Below are 22,306 nucleotides of genomic sequence, written 5' to 3' on the forward strand. Positions count from 1 at the left end.
TCTGTTCGTTCCTACAATTCGCCGTGGCCGACATGCGCGCCGGCCGGTTGGTTGCAAAGCCTCTGGCCCATCGCCGCAAAAGGCGCGACGAGCCGAATGCGCTCCTCTACACTTGCGGCGGGGCGAAACAGCTCGCGATACGCCATGTTGCCGATCGTGAGCTGAAACGGATCGGTCGTCACGATGACGCTGCGCGCATCGAATGTGTCGTCCTCGCCGAGATCGGAGGGCCTGTTCTCCATGAAGATGACCACCTTCTGGCCACCGCTCCACACGCATGCCAGAATGCCGGCGTCGATCGAAAACGGCCAATTGGCCTCGTTGCCGGCGCGGCTGATCGGCTGCGTCCGCACCTCGTCCGGTGACGGAAAATGGAACAGGTCCTGCTCCCCCGCCAGCACCAGCGGCACCGCTACAGCCAGTTCCACCATCATCAGTGCGCCACCGCCGCCGCTGCTGCCTCGTCGATGAGGCGCCCGGTGCGGAAGCGCTCGATGGTGAAGGGCGCGTTGATCGGATGCGGATCGTCCTTGGCAATCGTGTGGGCAAAGACATGGCCTGAGCCGGGCGTTGCCTTGAAGCCGCCCGTGCCCCAGCCGCAATTGACATAGAGGCCTGATACCGGCGTCTTGGCCAGGATCGGCGAACGGTCGGGCGTCACGTCGACGATGCCGCCCCACGAGCGCAGCATCTTCATGCGGGTGAAGATCGGGAACATCTCGCAGATGGCGTCGAGCGTGTGCTGCAGGATATGCAGGCCGCCGGTCTGCGAATAGGAGACATACTGGTCGGTGCCGGCGCCGATCACCAGCTCGCCCTTGTCGGACTGCGAGATATAAGCGTGCACCGTGTTCGACATAACCACGCACGGCACCACCGGCTTGACCGGCTCCGACACCAGCGCCTGCAGGGGATAGCTTTCCAGCGGCATGCGCACGCCGGCCATGTTCATGATCACCGAGGAGTGGCCTGCAGCCACCACGCCGACCTTCTTGGCGCCGATGAAGCCGCGCGTCGTGTCGACGCCCATGACCGCGCCATTGGCCGCCCGCTTGACGCCGGTGACCTCGCAATTCTGGATGATGTGCACGCCGCGCGCCGAAGCGCCGCGCGCATAGCCCCAGGCCACCGCATCGTGACGCGCCGTGCCGCCTCGCCGCTGCAAGGCGGCGCCGACAACGGGATAGCGCGCCTGCCTGGAAATGTTGAGCGGCGGGCAGAATTCCTTCGCCTGCTCAGGCGTCAGCCATTCATTGTCGATGCCGTTGAGACGGTTGGCATGGACATGGCGCTTCAGCACCTGGATGTCGTGCACATTGTGCGCCAGCATCATGACGCCGCGCGCCGAATACATGACGTTGTAGTTGAGTTCCTGGGAGAGCCCATCCCACAGCTTCAGCGCATGGTCGTAAATGCCGGCGCTCTCGTCATAGAGATAGTTGGAGCGGATGATGGTGGTGTTGCGCCCGGTGTTGCCGCCGCCTAGCCAGCCCTTTTCCAGCACCGCGACATTGGTGATGCCGTGCACGGTGGCGAGATAGTAGGCGGTGGCCAGGCCATGACCGCCGGCGCCGACGATGATGACGTCATATTCCTTCTTCGGTTCCGGCGAGGACCATTGTTCCTCCCAGCCCTTGTGGCCGCGCATGGCCTCGCGGGCGATGGCGAATACCGAATATTTTTTCAACGTTCCAGCCTCGCAAATGGCGGTGGGGTATTTTACGCAGCCCCGGCGCGCGAGGTGTATCACTAGCGAAAGGGCGCTTCCATCCTTGCGCTGTTTGCGACGGCGCTTGCCGTTTTGCGCCGCGGTGGAAAAGACCTGCCCGAGCTGGCAGGCATGGCTGCGTTCGGACACACTGGCGATCGCGAGACTCTGGAGGACGGATATGGGCAACGCCTGGTGGAATCTGACGTTGCGTTTCCTGCTGGAACTTGCCGCCTTGCTTGGCCTCGGCTTTGCCGGCTGGAGCCTCTCCGGCGGATGGTGGCGCTGGCTCCTCGCCTTGGCCTTGCCGATCATTGCAGCTGCGCTGTGGGGAACCTTCGCGGTGCGCGGCGACCCAAGCCGGTCCGGACGCGCGCCGGTTCCTGTACCAGGCGCAGTCAGGCTGGTGCTTGAACTGGCCATCCTGTTTGGCGGTGCAGCCGGATTCTATGCCGCCGGTCACACAACCACGGGCGTTGTCATCACGCTGCTCATCGCCATCAGCTACGCATTTTCGCTCGACCGCCTCGGCTGGCTGCTGAAGCAATAGTCCGGCGCGCGGCGCTTGTGCCGCTGCGAAGCCATTCAGCAAGTCGAGCACGTATCGGGTGGCTAGCACCGTCCCGAACTGCGATCAACATCCCGGTTGCCGGCACAGCCGGCGCGATGAAAGGATGTAAGAAAATGTTCGTACTCACCAGTAAAATAGCAATCGTCACCGGCGCCAGTTCCGGCATCGGCCGCGCCACCGCAAAACTCTTCGCCGAAGAAGGCGCCAGGGTCGTCATCGCCGCCCGCCGCCAGGCCGAACTCGATGCGCTGGTCGTCGAAATCGAGGACGCCGGCGGCACGGCAGTCGCGCTTGCCGGCGATGTCCGCGACGAAGCCTATGCAAAAGCCCTCGTCGATCTCGCCGTCGAAAAATTCGGCGGGCTCGATATCGCCTTCAACAATGTCGGCTCCGTCGGAACGATGGGTCCGATTTCGGAACTGTCGCTGGACGGATGGCGCGAGACGCTCGACGCCAATCTGACCAGCGCCTTTCTCGGCGCGAAATACCAGGTGCCGGCGATGGTCGAACGCGGCGGCGGATCGCTGATCTTCACCTCGACCTTCGTCGGTCACACAGTCGGCATGCCGGGCATGACCAGCTATGCCGCGAGCAAGGCCGGACTGATCGGCCTGACGCAGGTACTGGCCGCCGAATACGGCCCCAGGGGCGTGCGGGTCAACGCGCTGATGCCGGGTGGCACCGACACCCCGTCGGCAACATTCAAGACGCCGGAATCACGCGCTTTCGTGGAAAACCTGCATGCCTTGAAACGTGTCGCTGTGCCTGAAGAGATCGCCCGCGCTGCGCTCTTCCTGGCATCGGATGCGTCGAGCTTCACCACAGGATCGGCGCTGTTTGCCGATGGCGGCGTCTCGATCACCCGGGCGTGAAGCATTTCGCGGGTCATCGCCCGCGCCGATCAGCCATAGAACCCGAAACCGGACTTGCTTTTTCCACGCGATTTGGCGATTCGGTTTCGGGTGAGGAGGACGGACATGCTGCTGATCAGGACCTATGTCGCCCAGAGCGCAATCGAAGGCGTCGGCGTGTTCGCCGCCGAGCCGATCAGGAAGGGCGCCTCGATCTGGCGGCTCGATCCGGATTTCGACCGGCTGATCCCGATGGACAAATACGAGGCGGCGCCGCCGCACCTCAAGGAATTGCTCGACCGCTATGCCTATCCGAGCCCCGACCGTCCCGGCTTCATGGTCTATGAAGTCGATAATGGCCGCTTCATGAACCACGCCGAGCGGCCGAACACGGATTTTTCGCAATATGGCGGCGCCACCGCCACTCGAGATATATCAGCCGGCGAGGAAATTACCTGCGATTACGGCGAATTCTTCGAGGATTTCGCACGGCTCCATCTGGCCAGCGCCTAGTTGGCGCCCTATCTCGGGGCTGCCGTGGCAAATTGGCGGTTGTCCTTCATTTCCAGTGTGGACAGCGCGGCCTGATTCTGCTATCAGCCGCCACAATTCGTGGTGTAAAGCGCCGCGGAGGCATGTGGCTATGGTCACTTGCCTGTTGATATCAAACCCGAAAGACAGGATTGCCCGTGCAGGTACTCGTCCGCGACAATAACGTTGATCAGGCGCTTCGCGCTCTCAAAAAGAAGATGCAGCGCGAAGGCATTTTCCGCGAAATGAAGATGCGCGGCCATTACGAGAAGCCTTCCGAGAAGCGCGCCCGTGAAAAGGCCGAAGCCGTTCGCCGCGCCCGCAAGCTGGCCCGCAAGCGCGCCCAGCGCGAAGGCCTGCTGCCGATGACGCCGCGCCCGGTTGCTGCCGGCGCCGCCGGTGGTCCTGGTGGTGCTCCGCGTCCGCCGCGGTTCTGACGCCAATTTTTCGTCCTTTTCGAAGGATACTCTGAGGTGGCGCGATGCGGAATCGCCGCCACCTTTTTGTTTGGAGCGCCGCCATTCTGTTGGAGGCCGTTCCCTTGAACGCGCAAACGGCGTTCTAGATTTTGTTACGACAATCTGTGACCCGGCCCGGAGGGGGACCTGGACGGCGCGGCTGAAGTGAGGACAGGGCAGACATGAACGCAATCGGCGTAGAGCGCAAAACCACAATGCGCGGTTTGGCCCTGGCGGCAGCCCTGATGTCCGGCCTGGTGCTTGCCAGTTGCCAGAGCGTTCCGACCGGCGAATTCAACAACATCGACAAGGCGCAAGGCTCAAGCGAGAACATCTCCTCGCTGTCGGCGGTGATCCAGCGCAATCCGCAGGATCCGGAAGGCTACAATGTGCGCGGCTCGGCCTATGGCCGTGGCGGCCAGTACCAGGCGGCGCTGAAGGATTTCGACACCGCCATCCAGCTCAACCCGAATTTCTACCAGGCCTATTCGAACCGGGCACTGATCCAGCGCTTCCTCGGCAACCAGGCGGCCGCCCTTGCCGACTACAACCGCTCGATCCAGATCAATGCAAATTATGACGCCGCCTATATCGGCCGCGGCAACCTCTATCGCAAGGCCGGCCAGACCCAGCAGGCCTTCAACGATTTCCAGAAGGCGATCCAGCTCGACACCACGGATGCCCGCGCCTATCACAATCGCGGCCTGATCTATCAAAGCCAGGGCCAGCACAAGTTTGCCATCGAGGATTTCTCGACCGCCATCTCCCTGGCGCCGGACGCGGCCGAACCCTATAACGGCCGCGGCCTCTCCTATCTCGCCATGAATGACGAGGACAACGCCTTCTCCGACTTCAACATGGCCATCAAGCTCGACGGCAAGAACGCCGAAGCCTGGTCCAACCAGGCGCTGATCTACGAGCGCCGCGGCGACAAGGTCAAGGCCTCGAAGGCCTACCGCGAAGCCGTCCATCTCGACCCGACCTACCAGCCGGCCAAGGACGGCCTGTCGCGCACATCGGGCGCCACCGCCGGCTGAGATGCAGCCGGCGCGCCGCCATCGGCGGCCTTTTATAACAACGTTCTATTCCTGATGCAGTGCGCCGCGTGAGCGGTTTCTCCCAAGGGAAAGCGCAGAGCGCTTCCCCTTGAGATTGCGTATCCAGAAAACCCCACTATCACCCAATCTTAACCACCGGGGGCAAAGCGTTAACCCCTGCCTTGATCGCGCCAAGTTTTCAGCGGAACGCTCCGGGCCATTCAACCGTTGTTGAAGGCATTTTCGAAAGGACTGACCCATGATCAAGAAAATCATCTGTGCCGCGGCACTTGCCACGACGCTGCTTGCCGTTCCCGCCAGCGCCGGCAAGCTTCAGCTCGGCACGCTCGATTGCACCATCGACGGCGGCGTCGGTTACGTCATCACGTCGAACAAGGGCGTCGACTGCACGTTCCGCCCTTATCACCATGGGCCGTCCGAGAAATACACGGGGATGATCTCCAAGCTCGGCGTCGATCTCGGCCAGACGCATCAGGGCCAGCTGGTGTGGGCGGTTCTGGCCGCCACCCGCGGCCATGACGAGGGCGACCTTGCCGGCCATTATTACGGCGTCAACGCCGAGGCGAGCGTGGTGACCGGCGGCGGCGCCAATCTGCTGGTCGGCGGGCTGGACGGCGCCTTTGTGCTGGAGCCGCTCAGCGTCCAGGCGCAGACCGGCGTCAATGTAGCGGTCGCCGTGACCTCCCTGGAGCTGATCCACTCGTTCAAATAAGCATCGGCAAATAAGGATCGACTGATCCCTCTACGCGCGGCGCGGAACAGGTTACTGTTTCGCGCCGCATGCTTTTTGGGGGATCCGCCGTGCTGAAACCAGCCATCGCCGCCGCTATCACCATCATCTGTACCGCCCAGGCCCAAGCGCAAGGCCAGGGTATCGAACTCGGTGTGCTCGATTGCGCCATCGGCGGCGGCACCGGCTTCATCTTCGGCTCCAGCAAGGATCTGAGCTGCACCTTCACGCCGGCCGACAAGAGCTTTTCGCCGGAAGCCTATTTCGGCGCCGTCAACAAATACGGGCTCGACATCGGCACCACCAAGCAGACCGTCATGCAATGGCTGGTGCTGACGCCGCTGAGGAACATCTATGCGCCCGGCGCGTTGGCCGGCGACTATATCGGCGCCAGCGCCGAAGTGACCGCGGCGGTCGGCGCCGGCGCCAATCTCCTGGTCGGCGGCTCCTCGCAGGCCTTCACCCTGCAGCCGCTCAGCCTGCAGACGCAGACCGGTATCAACATTGCGATCGGCGTCAGCCAGTTTCAGCTGCGCAGCATTGAGAACTGACCGGCGCATCAAGCGGAGAGGCTTCCGGCCAATCTCGACCGTTTGCACTTCGATAAAAAGCCACTTGAGCTCAACTGCGCTTGAGGTTTTACAACTCGCCTGACTGAAACAGCGCGCATGGCCCCGCCGGAAAGCCCGACTGGCTTCTGGCGCCATGCGCCGGCATCGAGATATGCAAAGGCAGGGTAAAAGAATGACTGGAATCACCAGCAACAAGGTCGACTGGCGGGCATTGTGGGCAAGCGGCGACCTCGCGCGCTTCTGCTTCATCAGCCTCGGCATCCTGCTGCACGCCACCAACGAGACGATGGTGGCGACGGTCATGCCGGCCATGGTCGGGGACCTCGCCGGTGTGCAGTTCGTCGGCTGGTCGCTGGCCGTCTACGAGCTCGGCGCCATTGTCGCCGGCGCAGCGGCCGGGCGGCTGGTCAGCTATGTCGCTCTACGCTCCAACGTCACGGTCGCCGCCCTGCTCTATGCCGTGGGCGCACTGATCTGCGCCACCGCGCCGTCCATGCCGGTGTTTCTTGGCGGCCGTCTGGTCGAGGGTCTCGGCGGCGGTGCGCTGGTGTCGCTGGCCTTCGTCTCGGTCGAGCGGCTGTTTAACCGCAGCATCTGGCCACAGCTGTTCGGCATCATGTCGGCGATCTGGGGCGTCGCTGCCTTCAGCGGCCCGATGCTCGGCGCGATCATGGTCGAACTCCTGTCCTGGCGCTGGGCCTTCGGCGTCTTCGTGCTGGGTGGCATCGCCATGGCATCGGCAAGCTTCATCGTCCTGAACACGCCGGAAGCGACGAAGCCGCAAGCCGCCGCCGGCACCTCGCCGCCCTTCCCCTTTGCAGCACTTGGCTGCCTCGCCATCGCCGTCGTGCTGATCGCCACCGCAGGCGTCGACGTCGCCTTGCTTCGATCGTCGCTGCTGCTGGTCCTCGGCCTCGCCGGCCTGGCGCTGTTCGTTTTCGTCGACGCCATGAAGCCGCAATCGCGACTGTTCCCGTCGGGCCTGTTCTCATGGCGCTCGCCGGTCGGCAGCGGCATGAGCATGGTTGCCGCCTTCTCGGTGGCGACAGTCTCTTTTTCCATCTACGGGCCGCTTCTGCTTACCACGCTGCACGGCATCCCGATCCTGACCACAGGCTACATCATCGCCGCCGAATCGATCGCCTGGTCAATCCTGTCGATCGCCGTCGCCAATGCGCCGCTGCAGCGCGAACGGCAGATCCTCGTCATCGGCGCGCTGATGATTGCAGCCGGCCTCGCCGGTTTCGCCTATGCCATCCCCGCCGGCTCGATCCCGGTGATCCTGCTCTGCGCTTTGTTGCAAGGCGGTGGCTTCGGCGTGTCATGGCCCTTCCTGACCCGCATCATCGTTGCCTCGGCCCGCGACGGCGAGCAGACGATCGCCTCGGCCGCCGTGCCGACCATGCAGCGCATCGGCTACGCCGTGGGCGCCGCCATGGCCGGCATCATCGCCAATGCCAGCGGCTTTTCGGACGGGCTGAACCGCGAGGCAGCAGCGCACGTCGCCGGCTGGCTGTACCTGGCCTTCGTGCCACTTGGCATTGTCGGTTGCCTGGCGGCGTTGAAGATGGCTTTGGCGGCACGCCGGCCGCAATTGGCGACAGGCTGAGGGCACGGCGGATCGAGAATTTGGCGACAGCATTCCGCCGGCGCTGTCGGCGTCAAATGCCCTCGGCCACAAGGCTGCCTGCAAGACCATGGCCTGCCCGATTGCGGAACCGGCGGCCGCTCAGGCTTGCAAACGCTCGGCGATGAGCGCGGCGAGCCGCGCCGCCACCTCGTCCTTGCCCATCTCAGGCCATTCCTCGACACCGTCCTTCGAGACGATGCGCACCTTGTTGCGGTCGCCGCCCATGACGCCGGTGGGGCCGACGCCGCTTTCATGCGAGACATCGTTGGCGACAATGAAATCGGCGCCCTTCTTCTTCAGCTTGGCCTCGGCATTGGCAATCAGGTCCTGCGTCTCGGCGGCGAAGCCGACAACCAGCCCCGGGCGTTGCCCGTGATGACCGACGCCGGCGAGAATGTCGGGGTTTTCGATCATTTGCAGCGCCGGTGGGCCCTGGCCCGCCACCTTCTTGATCTTCTCGCCGGCCGTGCCAGCGGTGCGCCAGTCGGCGACGGCAGCTACGAAGACCGCGGCGTCCGCCGGCAACAACTGTTCGACGGCCGCTTTCATCTCGGCCGCGGTCTCCACATGCGTCGTCACAACGCCGGCCGGATCGGCAATGCCAACCGGACCGGAGACCAGGCGTACATCCGCGCCCAGTCTTGCCAGCGCTGCCGCAATCGCATGGCCCTGCTTGCCCGAAGAGCGGTTGGCGATGTAGCGCACCGGGTCGATCGGCTCATGCGTCGGCCCCGAGGTGACGATGATCCTGCGGCCGGCCAGCGGCTTCGGCCTGCTGTCGAGCAGTGCCTCGATCACTGCCACGATCTCCAGCGGCTCGGCCATGCGGCCCTCGCCCGCCTCGTTGCTTTCCGCCATTTCGCCCTTGGCCGGGCCGACGAAGGCGATGCCATCCTTGGCGAGCGTCGCCCGGTTGCGGCTCGTCGCGGCATGCGACCACATTTTCGGGTTCATCGCCGGCGCCATCAGCACCTTCTTGTCGGTGGCGAGCAGCACCGTCGAGGCCAGATCGTTGGCATGGCCGTTGGCGAGCTTGGCCATCAGATCGGCAGTGGCCGGCGCCACTACCAGAAGGTCGGCCTCGCGCGACAGGCGGATATGGCCGACATCGTGCTCGTCATTGCGGTCGAACAATTCGCTGAAGACATGGTCGGCCGAAAGCGCGCCGACCGAAAGCGTGGTGACGAACTCCTGCGCCGCCGATGTCATCACGACGCGCACCGCCGCACCGCGCTCGCGCAGCCGGCGGATCAGGTCCAGCGCCTTGTAGGCGGCGATGCCGCCGCCGATGATCAGCAGGATGCGCTTGCCGTCGAGGGTTTTGTGCGTTTTTGTGGATTGACCTCGCTCGGGCAGATCGATGTCAAAACCTCCATGAGGCTCAACCAAGCGGCGGATTGTTGCATAGAGGGTTTCGCTCTCGGGCATGCCGGCTTCCGCCGACAGCACGCTTTTGGCAAGCGCATCACGCGCCTCTTCCTCCATCGACACCCCGCGCGCCGCAGCGCGCTCACGCAATTTCTGCTTCACGTCGTCAGCTAGATTGCGGACAGTAATGGTGCCCATGACTTGCTCCGCGACATCAATAGCGCGACTGCAACGCTAGCACCACCGTTGCTAGCGTTGCAAGCGATCAGAGCAGCTTCCACGCGATGTAAACCAGCGTCAGCGCGATCACCCACAGCGCCAGCCGGCCCGAGCGGGTGTAACGGGCTTCGGCCTTGCCGATGGCGCGCGATGTCGCCTCGTCGAAGCGGAGGCCGTGCTCCGCCATAAAATCGATCTCGCGCGACAGCCGCTCGGTGCGGGCGGCAAGATCGGGCGCCTGGCGGGCCAGCGCCAGCAGCGCCTTGGCGCCGTCGCGCGCGTCCATCAGCAGGCCGCTCGGCCCGAGATTGCCGGCGATCCACTGGCCGACCACCGGCTCGGCCGTCTTCCACATGTTGAAGGCCGGGTCGAGCGTGCGTGCGACGCCTTCGACCACCACCATGGTCTTCTGCAACAGGATCAGTTCCGACCGCGTGGCCATATCGAACAGTTCGGTGACCTCGAACAGCAGCGTGAGAAGCTTCGCCATCGAGATGGTTTCAGCCGGCTGGCCATGGATCGGCTCGCCGATGGCGCGAATGGCCTGCGCGAAAGCCGCGACATTGTGCTGGCGCGGCACGTAGCCGGCCTCGAAATGCACCTCGGCGACGCGCAGATAGTCGCGCGTGATGAAGCCGTAGAGGATTTCGGCGAGGAACCGGCGCTCCTTCTTGCCGAGCCGTCCGGCAATGCCGAGATCGACGGCGACAATATTGCCATTGGCCTCGACGAACAGATTGCCTGGATGCATGTCGGCATGGAAGAAGCCGTCGCGCAGCGTGTGACGCAGGAACGACTGGATCAGGTTGGTGGCGATCGCCTTCAGATCGTGGCCCGCCGCAGCGAGGCCGGCGATGTCGTTCATCTTGACGCCGTCGACCCATTCCATGGTCAGCACATCGCGCCCGGTGCGCTCCCAGTCGACCGACGGCACGCGAAAGCCCGGGTCATCCTTGGTGTTTTCACCAAGTTCCGAAAGCGCTGCCGCCTCGAGCCTCAGATCCATCTCGATCTTGGTGGTCTGCGCCAGCGTCTCGGTCACCTCGACGGGCCGCAGCCGGCGCGACGACGGGATGTATTTCTCCTGCAGCCGGGCGGCGAGGAAATAGCTTTCGAGATCCTGAAAGAAGCGGCGGCGCACGCCAGGCCGGATCACCTTCACCGCCACCTTGGTATCGACACCGTCATGCATGGCCTGCGCGGGATGGACCTGGGCGATGGAGGCCGCCGCGACCGGCCCGCCGAACTGCGTATAGAGTTCGCCGATCTTGCGCCCGAGCGAGCCCTCGATCGCCGCCACCGCTTCCGCCTGCGAAAAAGTGTGCATCTTGTCCTGCAGCATGGCGAGGTCGAGCGCCATGTCGTTGCCGACGACATCGGGCCGCGTCGCCAGGAACTGGCCGAGCTTGACGTAGGAGGGTCCGAGCCGGACCACCGCCTTGGCCAGCCGGTCGCTGCGCTCATAAGCGAGTGCGCGGCGGCGGGTGAAGAGCCGGGCCATGCGCCAGCCGAATTTCGGCAGGCCGCCGAGTTCGTCGCCCGGCAATGCTGCGATCACGCCTTCGCGAACCAGCACCCAGCCGGCCCGTGCGAGCCGAAAGGCGGCGCCGACGCTGCTCATCGCCTACCCTGCTGCTGCAAACTGTGGTGCCTCAAAGCTTCCAGCCCGAATGCAGGGCGGCAATGCCGCCGGAATAGTTGCGGAACGACACGCGCTCGAAGCCCGCGCGGGTGATCATGGCAGCAAAGTTCTGCTGATTGGGAAATTTGCGGATCGATTCGACCAGGTAGGAATAGGGTTCGCCCTCGCCCGTCACCATCTTGCCGATCTGCGGAATGGCGTTGAACGACCAGGCTTCGTAGACCTTGTCCAGCAGCGGCATCTCGACCTCGGAAAACTCCAGGCACAGGAACCGTCCGCCGGGCTTCAGCACGCGAAAGGCTTCCGTCAGCGCGACATCGATGCGCGGCACGTTTCGGATGCCGAATGCGATGGTGTAGGCGTCAAAGGTGCTATCGGTGAAAGGCAGTTCCTCGGCATTGGCCTCGACGAAATCGGTGTTGCCGGACAGGCCCTTTTTCTCCGCACGGTCACGGCCGACGCTAAGCATCGAGCCGTTGATGTCGAGCACCGTGGCATGCGTGTTGCCATGGCTGGCGTCTACAATGCGGAAGGCGATGTCGCCGGTGCCGCCGGCCACGTCGAGCACTTTCCAGCCCGGACGTTTCGCCGGATTGAGCCATGTCACCATGGCATCCTTCCACAGCCGGTGCAGCCCGGCCGACATCAGGTCGTTCATCAGGTCGTAGCGGTTCGCCACCTTGTGGAAAACCTCATTGACCAGAGGCTGCTTGTCGCCTGGCCCTACCTTCTTGAAACCATAGGAGGTTTCCATGCCGCCCGCGGCCGTGGTTCTCTCAACTGACATTATTTTGATCCGTCATAAAACCGGCGGGACCATAGCCGATCGATGGTGCGGGCGCTATTGTTTAAGGCGCGGTGTTCGGCCGCGCTTCCAGGTGGTGGGCTTTACGGCCTGGACTGATGAGACGGGATAACTGCATGCCTTTGAAAGCAGAACTGCACTGCCACATCGAGGGGGCAGCGGCGCCCGAACTCGTCATCCGTCAGGCGCAGAAATACGGCAAGGACACCTCGCTTTATATCCAGAACGGCTCCTTCGTCTGGCATGATTTCACCTCGTTCCTGGCGGCTTATGATTTTTCCGCCGACCTGTTCCGCACCGAGGAGGATTATGCCCGCCTCGCCGACCATTATCTGACCAGCCTTGCCCGCGACGGCGCCATCTATTCCGAGGTCTTCACCTCGCCCGACCATGCCGTCAGGGCCGGCCTGTCGCCCAAGGCCTATACCGATGCGCTCGGCGAAGGCATGCTGCGCGCCAAAGCCAAGACCGGCATCGAGGGCCGCATGATCGTCACCGGCGTACGCCATGTCGGCGTCGAGTCGATCGAGCAGGCGGCGCGCTTTGCGGCGCGCTGCGGAAATCCGCTGGTCACCGGCTTCGGCGTCGCCGGCGACGAGCGCATGGGCGAGATGGAGGATTATGTCAGGGCCTTCGAGATCGCCCGCGAAGCCGGCCTCGGCATCACCATCCATGCCGGCGAGCTGACCGGATGGGAGACGGTGCAGGCCGCACTCGACCATATCCGCCCGTCGCGCATCGGCCATGGCGTGCGCGCCATCGAAAACCCCGATCTGGTGCGGCGCATCGCCGATGAGGGCATCGTGCTGGAATGCTGCCCCGGCTCCAACATCGCGCTCAAGGTCTACGACAGTTTCGCCGATCACCCTTTCCCTGCGCTGCAGGCAGCCGGCTGCAAGGTGACGCTGAATTCTGACGACCCGCCCTATTTCTGGACTTCGCTGAAGCGCGAATACGACATCGCCGCCGAGCATTTCGCCATGAACGAAAAGGCGCTGGCCGCCATCACCCGAACCGCGATCGAGGCGGCTTTCGTCGACAGGAAGACGAAAAGCGCGCTGCTTGCCCGGCTCGATGCGAAGAGGTGACTGGTGATTGGTGATTGGTGATTGGTGATTGGTTTGCCGGCGCTTCGGCCTGTCAACGGCAATGATCGATCCATCGGGACTCGCAAACCTGCTCACTATTCACTATTCACTATTCACCATTCACTGGAGCAACCCATGCAGGGCGTCACCGTCGTCGACCACCCGCTTGTCCAGCACAAGCTCACCATCATGCGCAAGAAGGAGACGTCGACCGCTGGTTTCCGGCGGCTGCTGCGCGAGATCTCGCTCCTGCTCGGCTACGAGGTCACCCGCAACCTCGAACTGACGACGACGACCATCGAAACGCCGATGGAAACCATGGAAGCGCCGACGCTGGAGGGCAAGAAGCTGGTCTTCGCCTCGGTGCTGCGCGCCGGCAATGGCCTGCTCGAAGGCCTGCTCGACCTGGTCCCGGCGGCCCGCGTCGCGCATGTCGGCCTCTACCGCGATCACGAAACGCTGGAGGCGGTGGAATATTTCTTCAAGGCGCCGAGCGATCTCGCCGACCGGCTGGTGATCGTCGTCGATCCGATGCTGGCGACCGCGAACTCGGCCATCGCGGCCATCGACAAGCTGAAGGAGCGCGGCGCCACCAACATCCGTTTCCTTTGCCTGCTGGCGGCGCCAGAAGGCATCGAGCGCTTCACCAAGGCGCATCCGGATGTTCCCGTGTTCACCGCTTCCATCGACCGCCAGCTCAACGAGAAGGGCTACATCATGCCCGGCCTCGGCGATGCCGGCGACCGCATGTACGGAACCAAATGACGGCGGCTGGCAAGGCCAGCTGACATCCAGTCGTTTACCGCCCGTTTACGCAAAGCCGCGGTTTCGGGTTGGCGTTAAAGCGGCACACACCATACGTGGGCAAGAATGGGCCTTCACGAAGGTCCATTCATGCTGCGCAAGCTTGTCATTCTGGGCGTGTTCGCCGGAACGTCGGCATCGATCCCGATCGTCTATCAGTCGAATCCGCAGATTCTCGACAACCTGTTGAAGTCGACCGTCGCCGGCAAGCCGTCCGCGCAGCCTCAGCCCGAACTGAACATGGCCTCGGTTCCCGGCAAGCCGGCCGCACCGCTGCCCACTGGGCGCAAAGTATTGGTGGCGGCTGACGAGCGCGGCCATTTCACCTCCGCCTTCAAGCTCAACGGCCGCCAGGTCGACGGCATGATCGACACCGGCGCCACTTTGGTCGCCATCAACACCTCGACGGCGCGCCGCATCGGCATCTCGCTCAACCCGTCGGACTTCAACCAGCAGGTCAACACCGCCAATGGCGCGATCAGGGCCGCCGTGGTCAACATCGATCGCCTGCAGATCGGCAAGATCAGCGTCGACAACGTCCAGGCGGTAGTGCTCGACGACAAGGCTCTGCGCACCAACCTCATTGGCATGAGCTTTTTGCAGCGGCTGGCAAAATACCAGGTCGAAAACGGCACACTGTTGCTGGTGCAGTAGCGCGTTCCGCTACCCGCGCGGCAGCACGCGCCGGATGACAGTCTTGTCGGCGGCTGGTTTCGACGCCCCGATCGTATAGGCCGAAAGCACGGCGGCTGCGGCCGCTTCGGCCTCCACTTGCGTGCGGGCGTGGACCAGCGCCAGCGGCTCGCCGGCCCGCACCTCGGCGCCGAGCGGCAGCAGCCTGGTGATGCCGACCGCATGGTCGATCCTGTCGTCCGGCCGCGTGCGCCCGCCACCGAGCCCGACCACGGCAAGGCCGATATCGCGGGTGGCAATAGCGGTGGCAAAACCGTTGCCTGTCGCCTTGACCGCAAACTCCACCGCCGCTTTCGGCAGGTATTTTTCCGGCTTCTCGACGAAATCGGCGGGACCGCCAAGGGCTGCGACCATACGCGCGAAGGCGGCTGCCGCGCGGCCGCCGGCCAGCGTCTCGGCCGCGCGCCTGAGACCGTCCTGATTGGACGACGCCAGCCCTGCCGATTGCAGCATCTCGGCGGCCAGCGCCAGCGTCACATCCTCCAGTCGCTTGTCGCGGAACCTTCCGGTGAGGAAATCGACGGCGTTGCGCACCTCGACCGCGTTGCCGGCCGCCGACGCCAGCGGCTCGTTCATACCGGTGACCAGCGCCGAGGCCTTCAGGCCGGCGCCGTTGGCGATCTCGACCAGGCTGTTGGCCAGTGCTGTCGCGTCGCGCGACTTCTCCATGAAGGCGCCATTGCCGACCTTGACGTCGAGCACCAGCGACCGCAGGCCGGCCGCGAGTTTCTTCGACAGGATAGAGGCAGTGATCAGCGGCACCGATTCCACCGTTCCGGTCACATCGCGGATCGCATAGAGGCGACGGTCGGCGGGCGCGAGATCGGCGGTCTGTCCGATGATGGCACAGCCGGTCTCGAGCACCGTCTTGCGGAAGCGCGCGATATCCGGCTGGCTGATATAGCCTGGGATGGCGTCCATCTTGTCCAGCGTGCCGCCGGTATGCCCAAGGCCCCTGCCGGAGATCATCGGCACATAGGCGCCGCAAGCGGCGACGATCGGCGCCAGCATCAGCGAGACATTGTCGCCGACGCCGCCGGTCGAATGTTTGTCGGTGACCGGACCCGGCAGGTCCGACCAGTCGAGCACATCGCCGGAATCGCGCATGGCGAGCGTCAGCGCCACCGCCTCGTCGCGGTTCATGCCGTTGAAGAACACCGCCATGGCAAAGGCGCCGACCTGGCCGTCCGAGACGCTGCCCGAAGTGACGCCGGCGACAAAGGCCGAAATCTCCTGCGCGGACAGTTTCTGGCCGTCGCGCTTGCGGCGGATGATTTCCTGCGGAAGCATCAGGTGCCCTTTGGCTCCGGCAACCCATCCTGGAACACATGCGCAAGGATCGTCGCCAGCCGTGCGCCGCCGATCGGCGCCATGTCCTTGGTCTCCTGGTGCGACAGTTCCGCCCCGGTCATCCCGGCGGCGAGATTGGTGATCACCGAACAGGCGGCTACGCGAAGCCCAAAGAAGCGGGCGAGAATGACCTCCGGTACGGTCGACATCCCTACCGCTTTGGCGCCCATGACGCGGGCCATGCGGATTTCAGCAGGGGTTTCGAAACACGGACCGGAAAACCACATATAGACGCCCTTGTGCAGCGCCGTCCCTGTCGCCTTCGCCGCCCGTTCGATCGCCGCGCGCAGGCCGGCATCATAGGCTTCGGTCAGGCCGACGAAGCGGCGGTCGCTAGGCTCGCCGATCAGCGGGTTGGAGCCGGAGAAATTGATGTGGTCGGTGATCAGCATCACCGATCCAGGCAGCATGTCGGGATCGACCGAGCCGGCGGCATTGGTAAGGATCAGCTTGGTGATGCCGATGCCGGCAAGCACCTCCAGCGCCGGCCGCATCGCCGCAGCAACGCCGTGCTCGTAATAATGGGCGCGGCCGGACAGCATCAGCACCGGCGTGCCGGCGAAAAGCCCCGCGACCACCTCGCCGGCATGGCCAGTCACCCCGCTGCGGGGGAAACCCGGCAGGTCGGCATAAGAGATGCGCACGGCATTTTCGACCTGGTCGACAAGCCCGCCAAGGCCCGACCCCAGCACCATCGCCGTTGTCGGCGCCAACCCGTCCAGCCTTTCAACGAGGTGGTCCAGAGCTTCCTTCATATCAGCCAACTCTCACTTCAAAATGTCGCCACGAAACCCGTAGGGCAGCATGTCGCCCATGGTCACGGTCTCGACCACGCCGGTGTTGTCGCAAAGATAGAGCTTTGTGTCCGGCCGGCAGAATTCCGCCAGCCTTTGCCGGCAGCCGCCACAGGGCGAGCATTTGGCCATGCGCGAGGCAATGACGGCGATTTCCACAATCTTGCCGCCGCCGCCCATGATGTAATGGCCGAGCGCCGTGGTCTCGGCGCACCAGCCTTCCGGATAGGACGCGACCTCGATGTTGGCGCCGGTGAAGACACGGCCGTCTTCGGTGCGCAACGCCGCACCCACCGGAAACTTCGAATAGGGCGCGTAGGCCTTGGCCATGGCCTCCTGCGCGGCTTCGAACAGATCATGCGACATCTAGACGTTCTCTCCGACGATCGTGGTCAAAACCCGGCCATTTGCGTTTTCCTGGCGCCTTTCGAGCACCAGCCGCATGTTCGACACAGTGCTCCTGGGCGCCCGGATCAACGTTCCTTGACATAAGGCACGCCGCCGGCGCGCGGCGGGATCGCCTTGCCGATGAAGCCGGCAAGCAGGATCACGGTCAGCACATAGGGCAGCGCCTGCATGAACTGCACCGGCACCTTGCCGATCAACGGCAGCGGCGAACCCTGTAGGCGGATCGCCGCCGCGTCGAGGAAGCCGAACAGAAGACAGGCGAACATGGCGTTCACCGGTCGCCATTTGGCAAAGATCAGCGCCGCCAGTGCGATGTAGCCCTTGCCCGCGGTCATGTCCTTCACGAAGCCGCCATTCTGCACCATCGAGAGGTAGGCGCCGGCAATGCCGGTCAGCACACCGGTGCAGATCAGCGCCCGGTAGCGCAGCCAGGCGACCGAGATGCCGGCGGTGTCGACGGCGGCCGGGTTCTCGCCGACGGCGCGCAGGCGCAGGCCGAAGCGGGTGCGAAACAACACCCACCAGGTGAACGGCACCATGGCGAAAGCGAGATACACCAGAATCGAATGGCCCGAGAGCAGCTCGGAATAGATCGGCCCGATGATGGGCACATCATGGATCGCGGCAGCACCTGGCAGAGTGATGGCCTCGAAACGCTCGCCCGGCTGCAGCGCCGGCGTGCGCCCGCCCTGCTGGAACCAGGCCTGGCCCAGAATGATGGTCGAGCCGGCGGCGACGAAGTTGATGGCCACACCGGAGACGATCTGGTTGCCGCGATGGGTGATCGAGGCGAAGCCGTGCACCAGGGCAAAGGCGACCGACATCACGATCGCCATGCCGAGACCGAGGAAGGCCGAATGGAAGACCGAAGCGGCGGCCGCACCTGCAAAGGCGCCGACCAGCATCTTGCCTTCCAGCCCGATGTCGAAAACGCCTGCGCGTTCCGAATAGAGGCCGGCGAGGCAAGCGAGCAGCAGCGGCACCGACAGGCGTATGGTCGAGTCCAGGATCTGCACGATGGCGATGAAGACGTCCATCTCAGGCGCCCTTCCCTTTGACCGCTTCGATGCCGACCGACCTTGGACTGAACGAGGCGAACAGCGCCTGGACGTAGGGCCGGAACATGTGCTCCAGCGCACCGGCAAACAGGATGACCAGGCCTTGGATGATGACGATCATGTCGCGGGAAATCGCCGGCATTTCGAAGGCAAGTTCGGCGCCGCCCTGGTAGAGCATGCCAAACAGGATCGCCGCCAGCACGATGCCGACCGGATGCAGACGGCCCATCAGCGCCACGGCAATGCCGACGAAGCCGGCGCCGGAGACGAAATCGATCGCCACATTGTGCTGGTCGCCCATCACCGGGTTCAGCGTCATCATGCCGGCCAGCGCGCCCGAAATCATCATCGCGATAATGATGATGCGGGTCTCCGAAATGCCGGCATAGCGCGCCGCTTTCGGGCTGTGGCCATAGGTGCGCATCTCGTAGCCGAGCTTGGTGCGCCAGATCAGCAGCCAGACCAGGAATGCCATGAGCAGCGCCAGCAGGAAGCAGATGTTGAACGGCGCCGAGCGGATCTTGGCGCCGAACAGTTCGATGATCCAGTTGAGTTTGGGCAGTTCGGCGCCGGCGAGGAAGTTGCGCGTCTGCGGCGCCTGCGACGCCGCCGGCTTCAACGGCCCAACCAGGAGGTAGACCATGATCGAGGCCGCGATGAAGTTGAACATGATGGTGGTGATGACGATGTGCGACCCGCGCTTGGCCTGCAGATAGGCCGGGATCAGCGCCCACAGCGCACCGACGGCGGCTCCGGCGACGATCGCCAGCGGAAAGGTCAGCCACCACGGCAGCACAGTGTCGAAGGCGAGGCAGACCACGCCCACGCCAAGGCCGGCAATATAGGCCTGGCCCTCGGTCCCGATGTTGAACAGGCCGCAATGCGCGGCCACCGCCACAGACAGGCCGGTGAAGATGAAGGTGGTGGCATAGAACAGCGTGAAGGCAATGCCGGTTCCCTTGCCGAAAGCGCCCTCGACCAGGATGACGGCGGCACGAAACGGGTTTTCGCCGACCAGCATGACGACGAAACCGGCAACGATGAAGGCCACTGACAGATTGATCAGCGGGATCAGCCCATAATCGGCCCAGGCCGGCAGCTTGGCGTAAGGCGTGCTCACTCTGCCGCCTCCTGGCGATCGACGCCTGCCATCAGCAGACCAAGCTCGCCTTCGGTCGCCTCCGGGCCGCGTTCGCCGACGATGCGCCCGGCAAACATCACCAGGATGCGGTCGGACAGCGAACGGATCTCGTCGAGCTCGACCGACACCACCAGCACCGCCTTGCCCTGGTCGCGCATGGCAATCAGCCGCTTGTGGATGAATTCTATGGCGCCGACATCGACGCCGCGTGTCGGCTGGCCGACGATCAGAACACCGGGGTCCTGCTCCATTTCTCGCGCCAGCACGATCTTCTGCTGGTTGCCGCCGGAGAAATTCGCCGTCTTCAGACGCGGATTGCCGGGACGGATGTCGTATTTCTCGATCTTGTCCTTGGCATCGGTCATGATGGCGTCGATGTTGAGGAACGGCCCTTTGAGGTAGCGCGGGTCGTCATGGTAGCCGAGGATCGAATTCTCGTTCTCCTCGAAGGCCAGCACCAGGCCGACATGATGGCGGTCCTCCGGCACATGGGCGAGCCCACGGTCGCGCAACTCGCCGGGATCGGCGGCCCCGGTCAGGTCGATCGGCTTGCCATCGAGCATCACCGAGCCGGAAACCGCGCGCCTGATGCCGGAAATCGCCTCGAGCAGTTCGGACTGGCCGTTGCCGGCGACACCGGCAATGCCGACGATCTCGCCGGCGTGGATATCGAAGGAGATGTCGTCGACCATGGTGACGCCGCGCTGGTCTTTCACCGTCAGGTTCTTGACCGCGAGCTTGACCGCGCCGGCCTCCGTCTCGCCCTTTTCGACCCGCAGCAGCACGCGCCGTCCGACCATCAGTTCGGCCAGTTCGCCGACTGTCGTCTTGCTGGTCTCGCGCGTCGCCACCATCGTGCCCTGGCGCATGACCGAGACATTGTCGGTGATGGCCATGATCTCGCGCAGCTTGTGGGTGATCAGCACCACCGTTTTCCCCTGGTCCTTCAATTGCCTGAGGATGCGGAACAGATGGTCGGCCTCGGCCGGCGTCAACACGCCCGTCGGCTCGTCGAGAATCAGGATTTCGGCACCGCGATAAAGCGCCTTGAGGATTTCCACACGCTGCTGCAGGCCGACCGGCAATTCCTCGATGATGGCGTCGGGATCGACTTCCAGCCCGTATTCGCGCTCGAGCCGCTCCAGTTCGGAGCGCGCCTTGGCGATGCTCTTTTTCAACAGCGCATCGCTTTCGGCGCCGAGGATGATGTTTTCCAGCACGGTGAAATTGTCGACCAGCATGAAGTGCTGATGCACCATGCCGATGCCGAGCGCGATGGCGTCGTTGGAGGTCTTGATCGACGCCGGCTTGCCGCCGACGCGGATCTCGCCGCTGTCGGCCTGATAGAAGCCATAGAGGATCGACATCAGCGTCGACTTGCCGGCGCCGTTCTCGCCGACGATGCCATGGATGGTGCCGCGTGCGATCTCCAGATTGATGTCGCGATTGGCGCGAACGGCGCCAAAACTCTTGTTGATGCCGATCAGTTCGATTGCGGCTTGCGCCATGCAGCCTGTCCCACTCTTATTTTTTTATCGCTTGGTCAAAACGCCTAGCATGATGCCCCACCCGTGCCAATTGGCGGCGCAGTGGCCACTCTCGACAAATCCCGGTGCGCTTGTCAATTTCGAACGTGGCCGCAGACCTTCACATTCACTAATATGCAAGGCTCAACAGTCGCATCATGCTGCAACTGCGTGCACCAGGACCTGGGGAGTTTCGAATGATCATGCCTGTCGACCGGCTGACGACGCTGGAAATCCGCGCCGCCGAGCAGGAAAAGACCATCGAGGAACTGTCGGGCCAGATCGCCGAACAGTGGACGGCGATCGAACGCATGCAGCGCAAGCTCGATGCCCTGACCGGGCGCTTCATGGCTCTGGAGGAACAATCGGCACCCGACGTGCCGATAACCAAACCGCCGCACTGGTAGCAAGGAGAAGCCTATGGCCGGTGAAAGCGACCGCGTTGCGCGGGCGGGCGATTATGTGCTTGGCCTGATGAACGATCGCGACCGCGAACGTGCCGAGCGCGACCTGGAGATCGATCCCGCCTTCCGCGACACGGTGATGCGGCTGGCCGAGCGCATGCATGTCCTCGACCGTGGTGCGCCATCGGGCGGCAGCGATCGCTGGCGGCTGATCTCGCAACGCATCGCCGAACTGCCGCAGATGCGTGTGGTTGGCCAGGACGAAGCGAAGCCGGTGATCGGCAGACTGGAGCGGAAGCCCTATGGCGTCGGCGTGCATTCGCTCGGTGGCCGACGCGGCTTCGCTATCGCCATTACGCTGATGGTGGTGTTTGCGCTGGGTTATCTCGTCGGACAGCTATAGGCCGAGTTCGCGCGACATCAGCAGCATCGGGTAGCCGTCCTGCTCAAACGACTCGACCACTGCCCAACCGAGCCCGGCATAGAAGTCTCGCGCCACCCACGTATAGAGGTAGGTCCTCTCCACACCGATCGCGGTTGCATGCGCTTCGATGGCTGCAACCAGCGCGCGGCCGATCCCTTTGCCGCGGTGGTCGCTATCGACGACCAATCCCGCCAGCCAAGGCGTCAGCTCATGCGCGGGTTCAAGTTCGTGGCGAACCAGCAGGCAGGTCCCGACCGGGACGTCCCCTATCCGCGCCACAAGCGCCGCCTCGAAGCCATCTCCATTGAGCAACTCGCGAAGCCCGGCGACGTCCTCATTCAACGTTCTTGCGCTGCCCTCGAAAAAGGCGGCGATGCGCAGTCGCGCCACTGCATCAACATCGCGTTCCGTCATCGGTCCGATGGTCGGCTTCACTCTCGCCTCTCAAGTTGCGGCCCCCTTCAAGACCCAAA

At 63.9% G+C, this 22,306-nt stretch carries 25 protein-coding genes; 13 read left to right on the plus strand and 12 right to left on the minus strand.

Annotation, left to right across the window (positions count from 1 at the left end; all coding sequences use genetic code 11):
• Nucleotides 1–11: 11 nt before the first annotated feature.
• A complete protein-coding gene (locus NLY36_RS09830) occupies nt 12–434 on the minus strand; it encodes a hypothetical protein (protein WP_023686459.1) in 423 nt (140 codons plus the stop codon).
• Nucleotides 434–1,687 carry a sarcosine oxidase subunit beta gene (locus tag NLY36_RS09835; RefSeq protein WP_023686460.1) on the minus strand — a complete coding sequence of 418 codons (1,254 nt, stop codon included), beginning with the start codon at nt 1,685–1,687 and terminating at the stop codon, nt 434–436. Before NLY36_RS09835 ends, NLY36_RS09830 begins: the two co-directional genes overlap by 1 nt.
• 202 nt (nt 1,688–1,889) lie before the next feature.
• On the opposite strand from NLY36_RS09835, the gene NLY36_RS09840 reads away from it, so the two are divergent.
• From NLY36_RS09840 to NLY36_RS09875, 8 genes are all read left to right on the plus strand, one after another.
• On the plus strand, nt 1,890–2,258 hold the full coding sequence (locus NLY36_RS09840) for a DUF2568 domain-containing protein (protein ID WP_023695619.1): 369 nt from the start codon (nt 1,890–1,892) through the stop codon (nt 2,256–2,258).
• 134 nt (nt 2,259–2,392) lie between these two features.
• Nucleotides 2,393–3,151 carry an SDR family oxidoreductase gene (locus NLY36_RS09845; protein WP_023735049.1) on the plus strand — a complete coding sequence of 253 codons (759 nt, stop codon included), beginning with the start codon at nt 2,393–2,395 and terminating at the stop codon, nt 3,149–3,151.
• Nucleotides 3,152–3,256: 105 nt separating this feature from the next.
• Nucleotides 3,257–3,643 carry an SET domain-containing protein gene (locus NLY36_RS09850; protein ID WP_023671139.1) on the plus strand — a complete coding sequence of 129 codons (387 nt, stop codon included), beginning with the start codon at nt 3,257–3,259 and terminating at the stop codon, nt 3,641–3,643.
• A 176-nt stretch (nt 3,644–3,819) separates the two neighbouring features.
• Nucleotides 3,820–4,098, plus strand: a complete 279-nt coding sequence (gene rpsU, locus NLY36_RS09855) for a 30S ribosomal protein S21 (protein ID WP_023671138.1) — start codon at nt 3,820–3,822, stop codon at nt 4,096–4,098.
• Between the two features lie 203 nt (nt 4,099–4,301).
• Nucleotides 4,302–5,156, plus strand: a complete 855-nt coding sequence (locus tag NLY36_RS09860) for a tetratricopeptide repeat protein (protein ID WP_023671137.1) — start codon at nt 4,302–4,304, stop codon at nt 5,154–5,156.
• Between the two features lie 259 nt (nt 5,157–5,415).
• Complete coding sequence (locus NLY36_RS09865; protein WP_023671136.1) at nt 5,416–5,889, plus strand: DUF992 domain-containing protein; 474 nt, start codon at nt 5,416–5,418, stop codon at nt 5,887–5,889.
• Nucleotides 5,890–5,978: 89 nt separating this feature from the next.
• A complete protein-coding gene (locus NLY36_RS09870; protein WP_023671135.1) occupies nt 5,979–6,458 on the plus strand; it encodes a DUF992 domain-containing protein in 480 nt (159 codons plus the stop codon).
• A gap of 193 nt (nt 6,459–6,651) precedes the next feature.
• Nucleotides 6,652–8,088 (plus strand): MFS transporter, encoded by a 1,437-nt coding sequence (locus tag NLY36_RS09875; RefSeq protein WP_023735050.1) that lies wholly within the window; start codon nt 6,652–6,654, stop codon nt 8,086–8,088.
• Between the two features lie 120 nt (nt 8,089–8,208).
• Here the strand turns inward: NLY36_RS09875 and coaBC are convergent, their stop codons facing one another.
• The 3 genes from coaBC to ubiE form a co-directional block, all read right to left on the minus strand.
• Nucleotides 8,209–9,675, minus strand: coding sequence for a bifunctional phosphopantothenoylcysteine decarboxylase/phosphopantothenate--cysteine ligase CoaBC (coaBC, locus tag NLY36_RS09880; protein ID WP_023735051.1), 1,467 nt, complete (start codon nt 9,673–9,675; stop codon nt 8,209–8,211).
• A 67-nt stretch (nt 9,676–9,742) separates the two neighbouring features.
• Nucleotides 9,743–11,317 (minus strand): 2-polyprenylphenol 6-hydroxylase, encoded by a 1,575-nt coding sequence (ubiB, locus tag NLY36_RS09885; protein ID WP_023671132.1) that lies wholly within the window; start codon nt 11,315–11,317, stop codon nt 9,743–9,745.
• A gap of 31 nt (nt 11,318–11,348) precedes the next feature.
• Entirely contained in the window at nt 11,349–12,125 is a 777-nt protein-coding gene (gene ubiE, locus NLY36_RS09890) for a bifunctional demethylmenaquinone methyltransferase/2-methoxy-6-polyprenyl-1,4-benzoquinol methylase UbiE (RefSeq protein WP_023695616.1), read from the minus strand.
• Nucleotides 12,126–12,259: 134 nt separating this feature from the next.
• Here ubiE and NLY36_RS09895 point away from each other — a divergent pair, with 134 nt between their 5' ends.
• The 3 genes from NLY36_RS09895 (at nt 12,260) to NLY36_RS09905 (ending at nt 14,689) form a co-directional block, all read left to right on the plus strand.
• Nucleotides 12,260–13,231 carry an adenosine deaminase gene (locus tag NLY36_RS09895; protein WP_023695615.1) on the plus strand — a complete coding sequence of 324 codons (972 nt, stop codon included), beginning with the start codon at nt 12,260–12,262 and terminating at the stop codon, nt 13,229–13,231.
• A 135-nt stretch (nt 13,232–13,366) separates the two neighbouring features.
• Nucleotides 13,367–13,996 (plus strand): uracil phosphoribosyltransferase, encoded by a 630-nt coding sequence (gene upp / locus NLY36_RS09900; protein WP_023671129.1) that lies wholly within the window; start codon nt 13,367–13,369, stop codon nt 13,994–13,996.
• 129 nt (nt 13,997–14,125) lie between these two features.
• Nucleotides 14,126–14,689, plus strand: a complete 564-nt coding sequence (locus tag NLY36_RS09905; protein WP_023695614.1) for a TIGR02281 family clan AA aspartic protease — start codon at nt 14,126–14,128, stop codon at nt 14,687–14,689.
• A gap of 9 nt (nt 14,690–14,698) precedes the next feature.
• Here the strand turns inward: NLY36_RS09905 and deoA are convergent, their stop codons facing one another.
• The 6 genes from deoA to NLY36_RS09935 all read right to left on the minus strand — a co-directional run bounded on the left by deoA (nt 14,699) and on the right by NLY36_RS09935 (nt 20,987).
• A complete protein-coding gene (gene deoA / locus NLY36_RS09910; RefSeq protein ID WP_023733522.1) occupies nt 14,699–16,018 on the minus strand; it encodes a thymidine phosphorylase in 1,320 nt (439 codons plus the stop codon).
• A complete protein-coding gene (locus NLY36_RS09915; protein WP_023735052.1) occupies nt 16,018–16,833 on the minus strand; it encodes a purine-nucleoside phosphorylase in 816 nt (271 codons plus the stop codon). The genes deoA and NLY36_RS09915 overlap by 1 nt, the downstream gene beginning before the upstream one ends.
• A 12-nt stretch (nt 16,834–16,845) precedes the next feature.
• Entirely contained in the window at nt 16,846–17,238 is a 393-nt protein-coding gene (gene cdd / locus NLY36_RS09920) for a cytidine deaminase (protein WP_023683183.1), read from the minus strand.
• A gap of 107 nt (nt 17,239–17,345) precedes the next feature.
• Nucleotides 17,346–18,317, minus strand: coding sequence for an ABC transporter permease (locus NLY36_RS09925; protein WP_023683182.1), 972 nt, complete (start codon nt 18,315–18,317; stop codon nt 17,346–17,348).
• Nucleotide 18,318: 1 nt separating this feature from the next.
• Nucleotides 18,319–19,458, minus strand: coding sequence for an ABC transporter permease (locus NLY36_RS09930; protein WP_023686470.1), 1,140 nt, complete (start codon nt 19,456–19,458; stop codon nt 18,319–18,321).
• Nucleotides 19,455–20,987: an ABC transporter ATP-binding protein gene (locus NLY36_RS09935; RefSeq protein ID WP_023698756.1), complete on the minus strand. Its 1,533-nt coding sequence runs from the start codon at nt 20,985–20,987 to the stop codon at nt 19,455–19,457. Before NLY36_RS09935 ends, NLY36_RS09930 begins: the two co-directional genes overlap by 4 nt.
• Nucleotides 20,988–21,205: 218 nt before the next feature.
• On the opposite strand from NLY36_RS09935, the gene NLY36_RS09940 reads away from it, so the two are divergent.
• Nucleotides 21,206–21,412, plus strand: coding sequence for a SlyX family protein (locus NLY36_RS09940; protein WP_196813821.1), 207 nt, complete (start codon nt 21,206–21,208; stop codon nt 21,410–21,412).
• A 13-nt stretch (nt 21,413–21,425) separates the two neighbouring features.
• Nucleotides 21,426–21,812: a hypothetical protein gene (locus NLY36_RS09945; protein WP_023735053.1), complete on the plus strand. Its 387-nt coding sequence runs from the start codon at nt 21,426–21,428 to the stop codon at nt 21,810–21,812.
• Here the strand turns inward: NLY36_RS09945 and NLY36_RS09950 are convergent.
• Nucleotides 21,807–22,268 (minus strand): GNAT family N-acetyltransferase, encoded by a 462-nt coding sequence (locus NLY36_RS09950; RefSeq protein WP_023691864.1) that lies wholly within the window; start codon nt 22,266–22,268, stop codon nt 21,807–21,809. The two genes, NLY36_RS09945 and NLY36_RS09950, sit on opposite strands and share 6 nt — an antisense overlap.
• Between the last annotated feature and the right edge of the window lie 38 nt (nt 22,269–22,306).

Origin of the sequence: Mesorhizobium sp. C399B, assembly GCF_030323185.1 — a bacterium.
Taxonomy (GTDB): domain Bacteria; phylum Pseudomonadota; class Alphaproteobacteria; order Rhizobiales; family Rhizobiaceae; genus Mesorhizobium.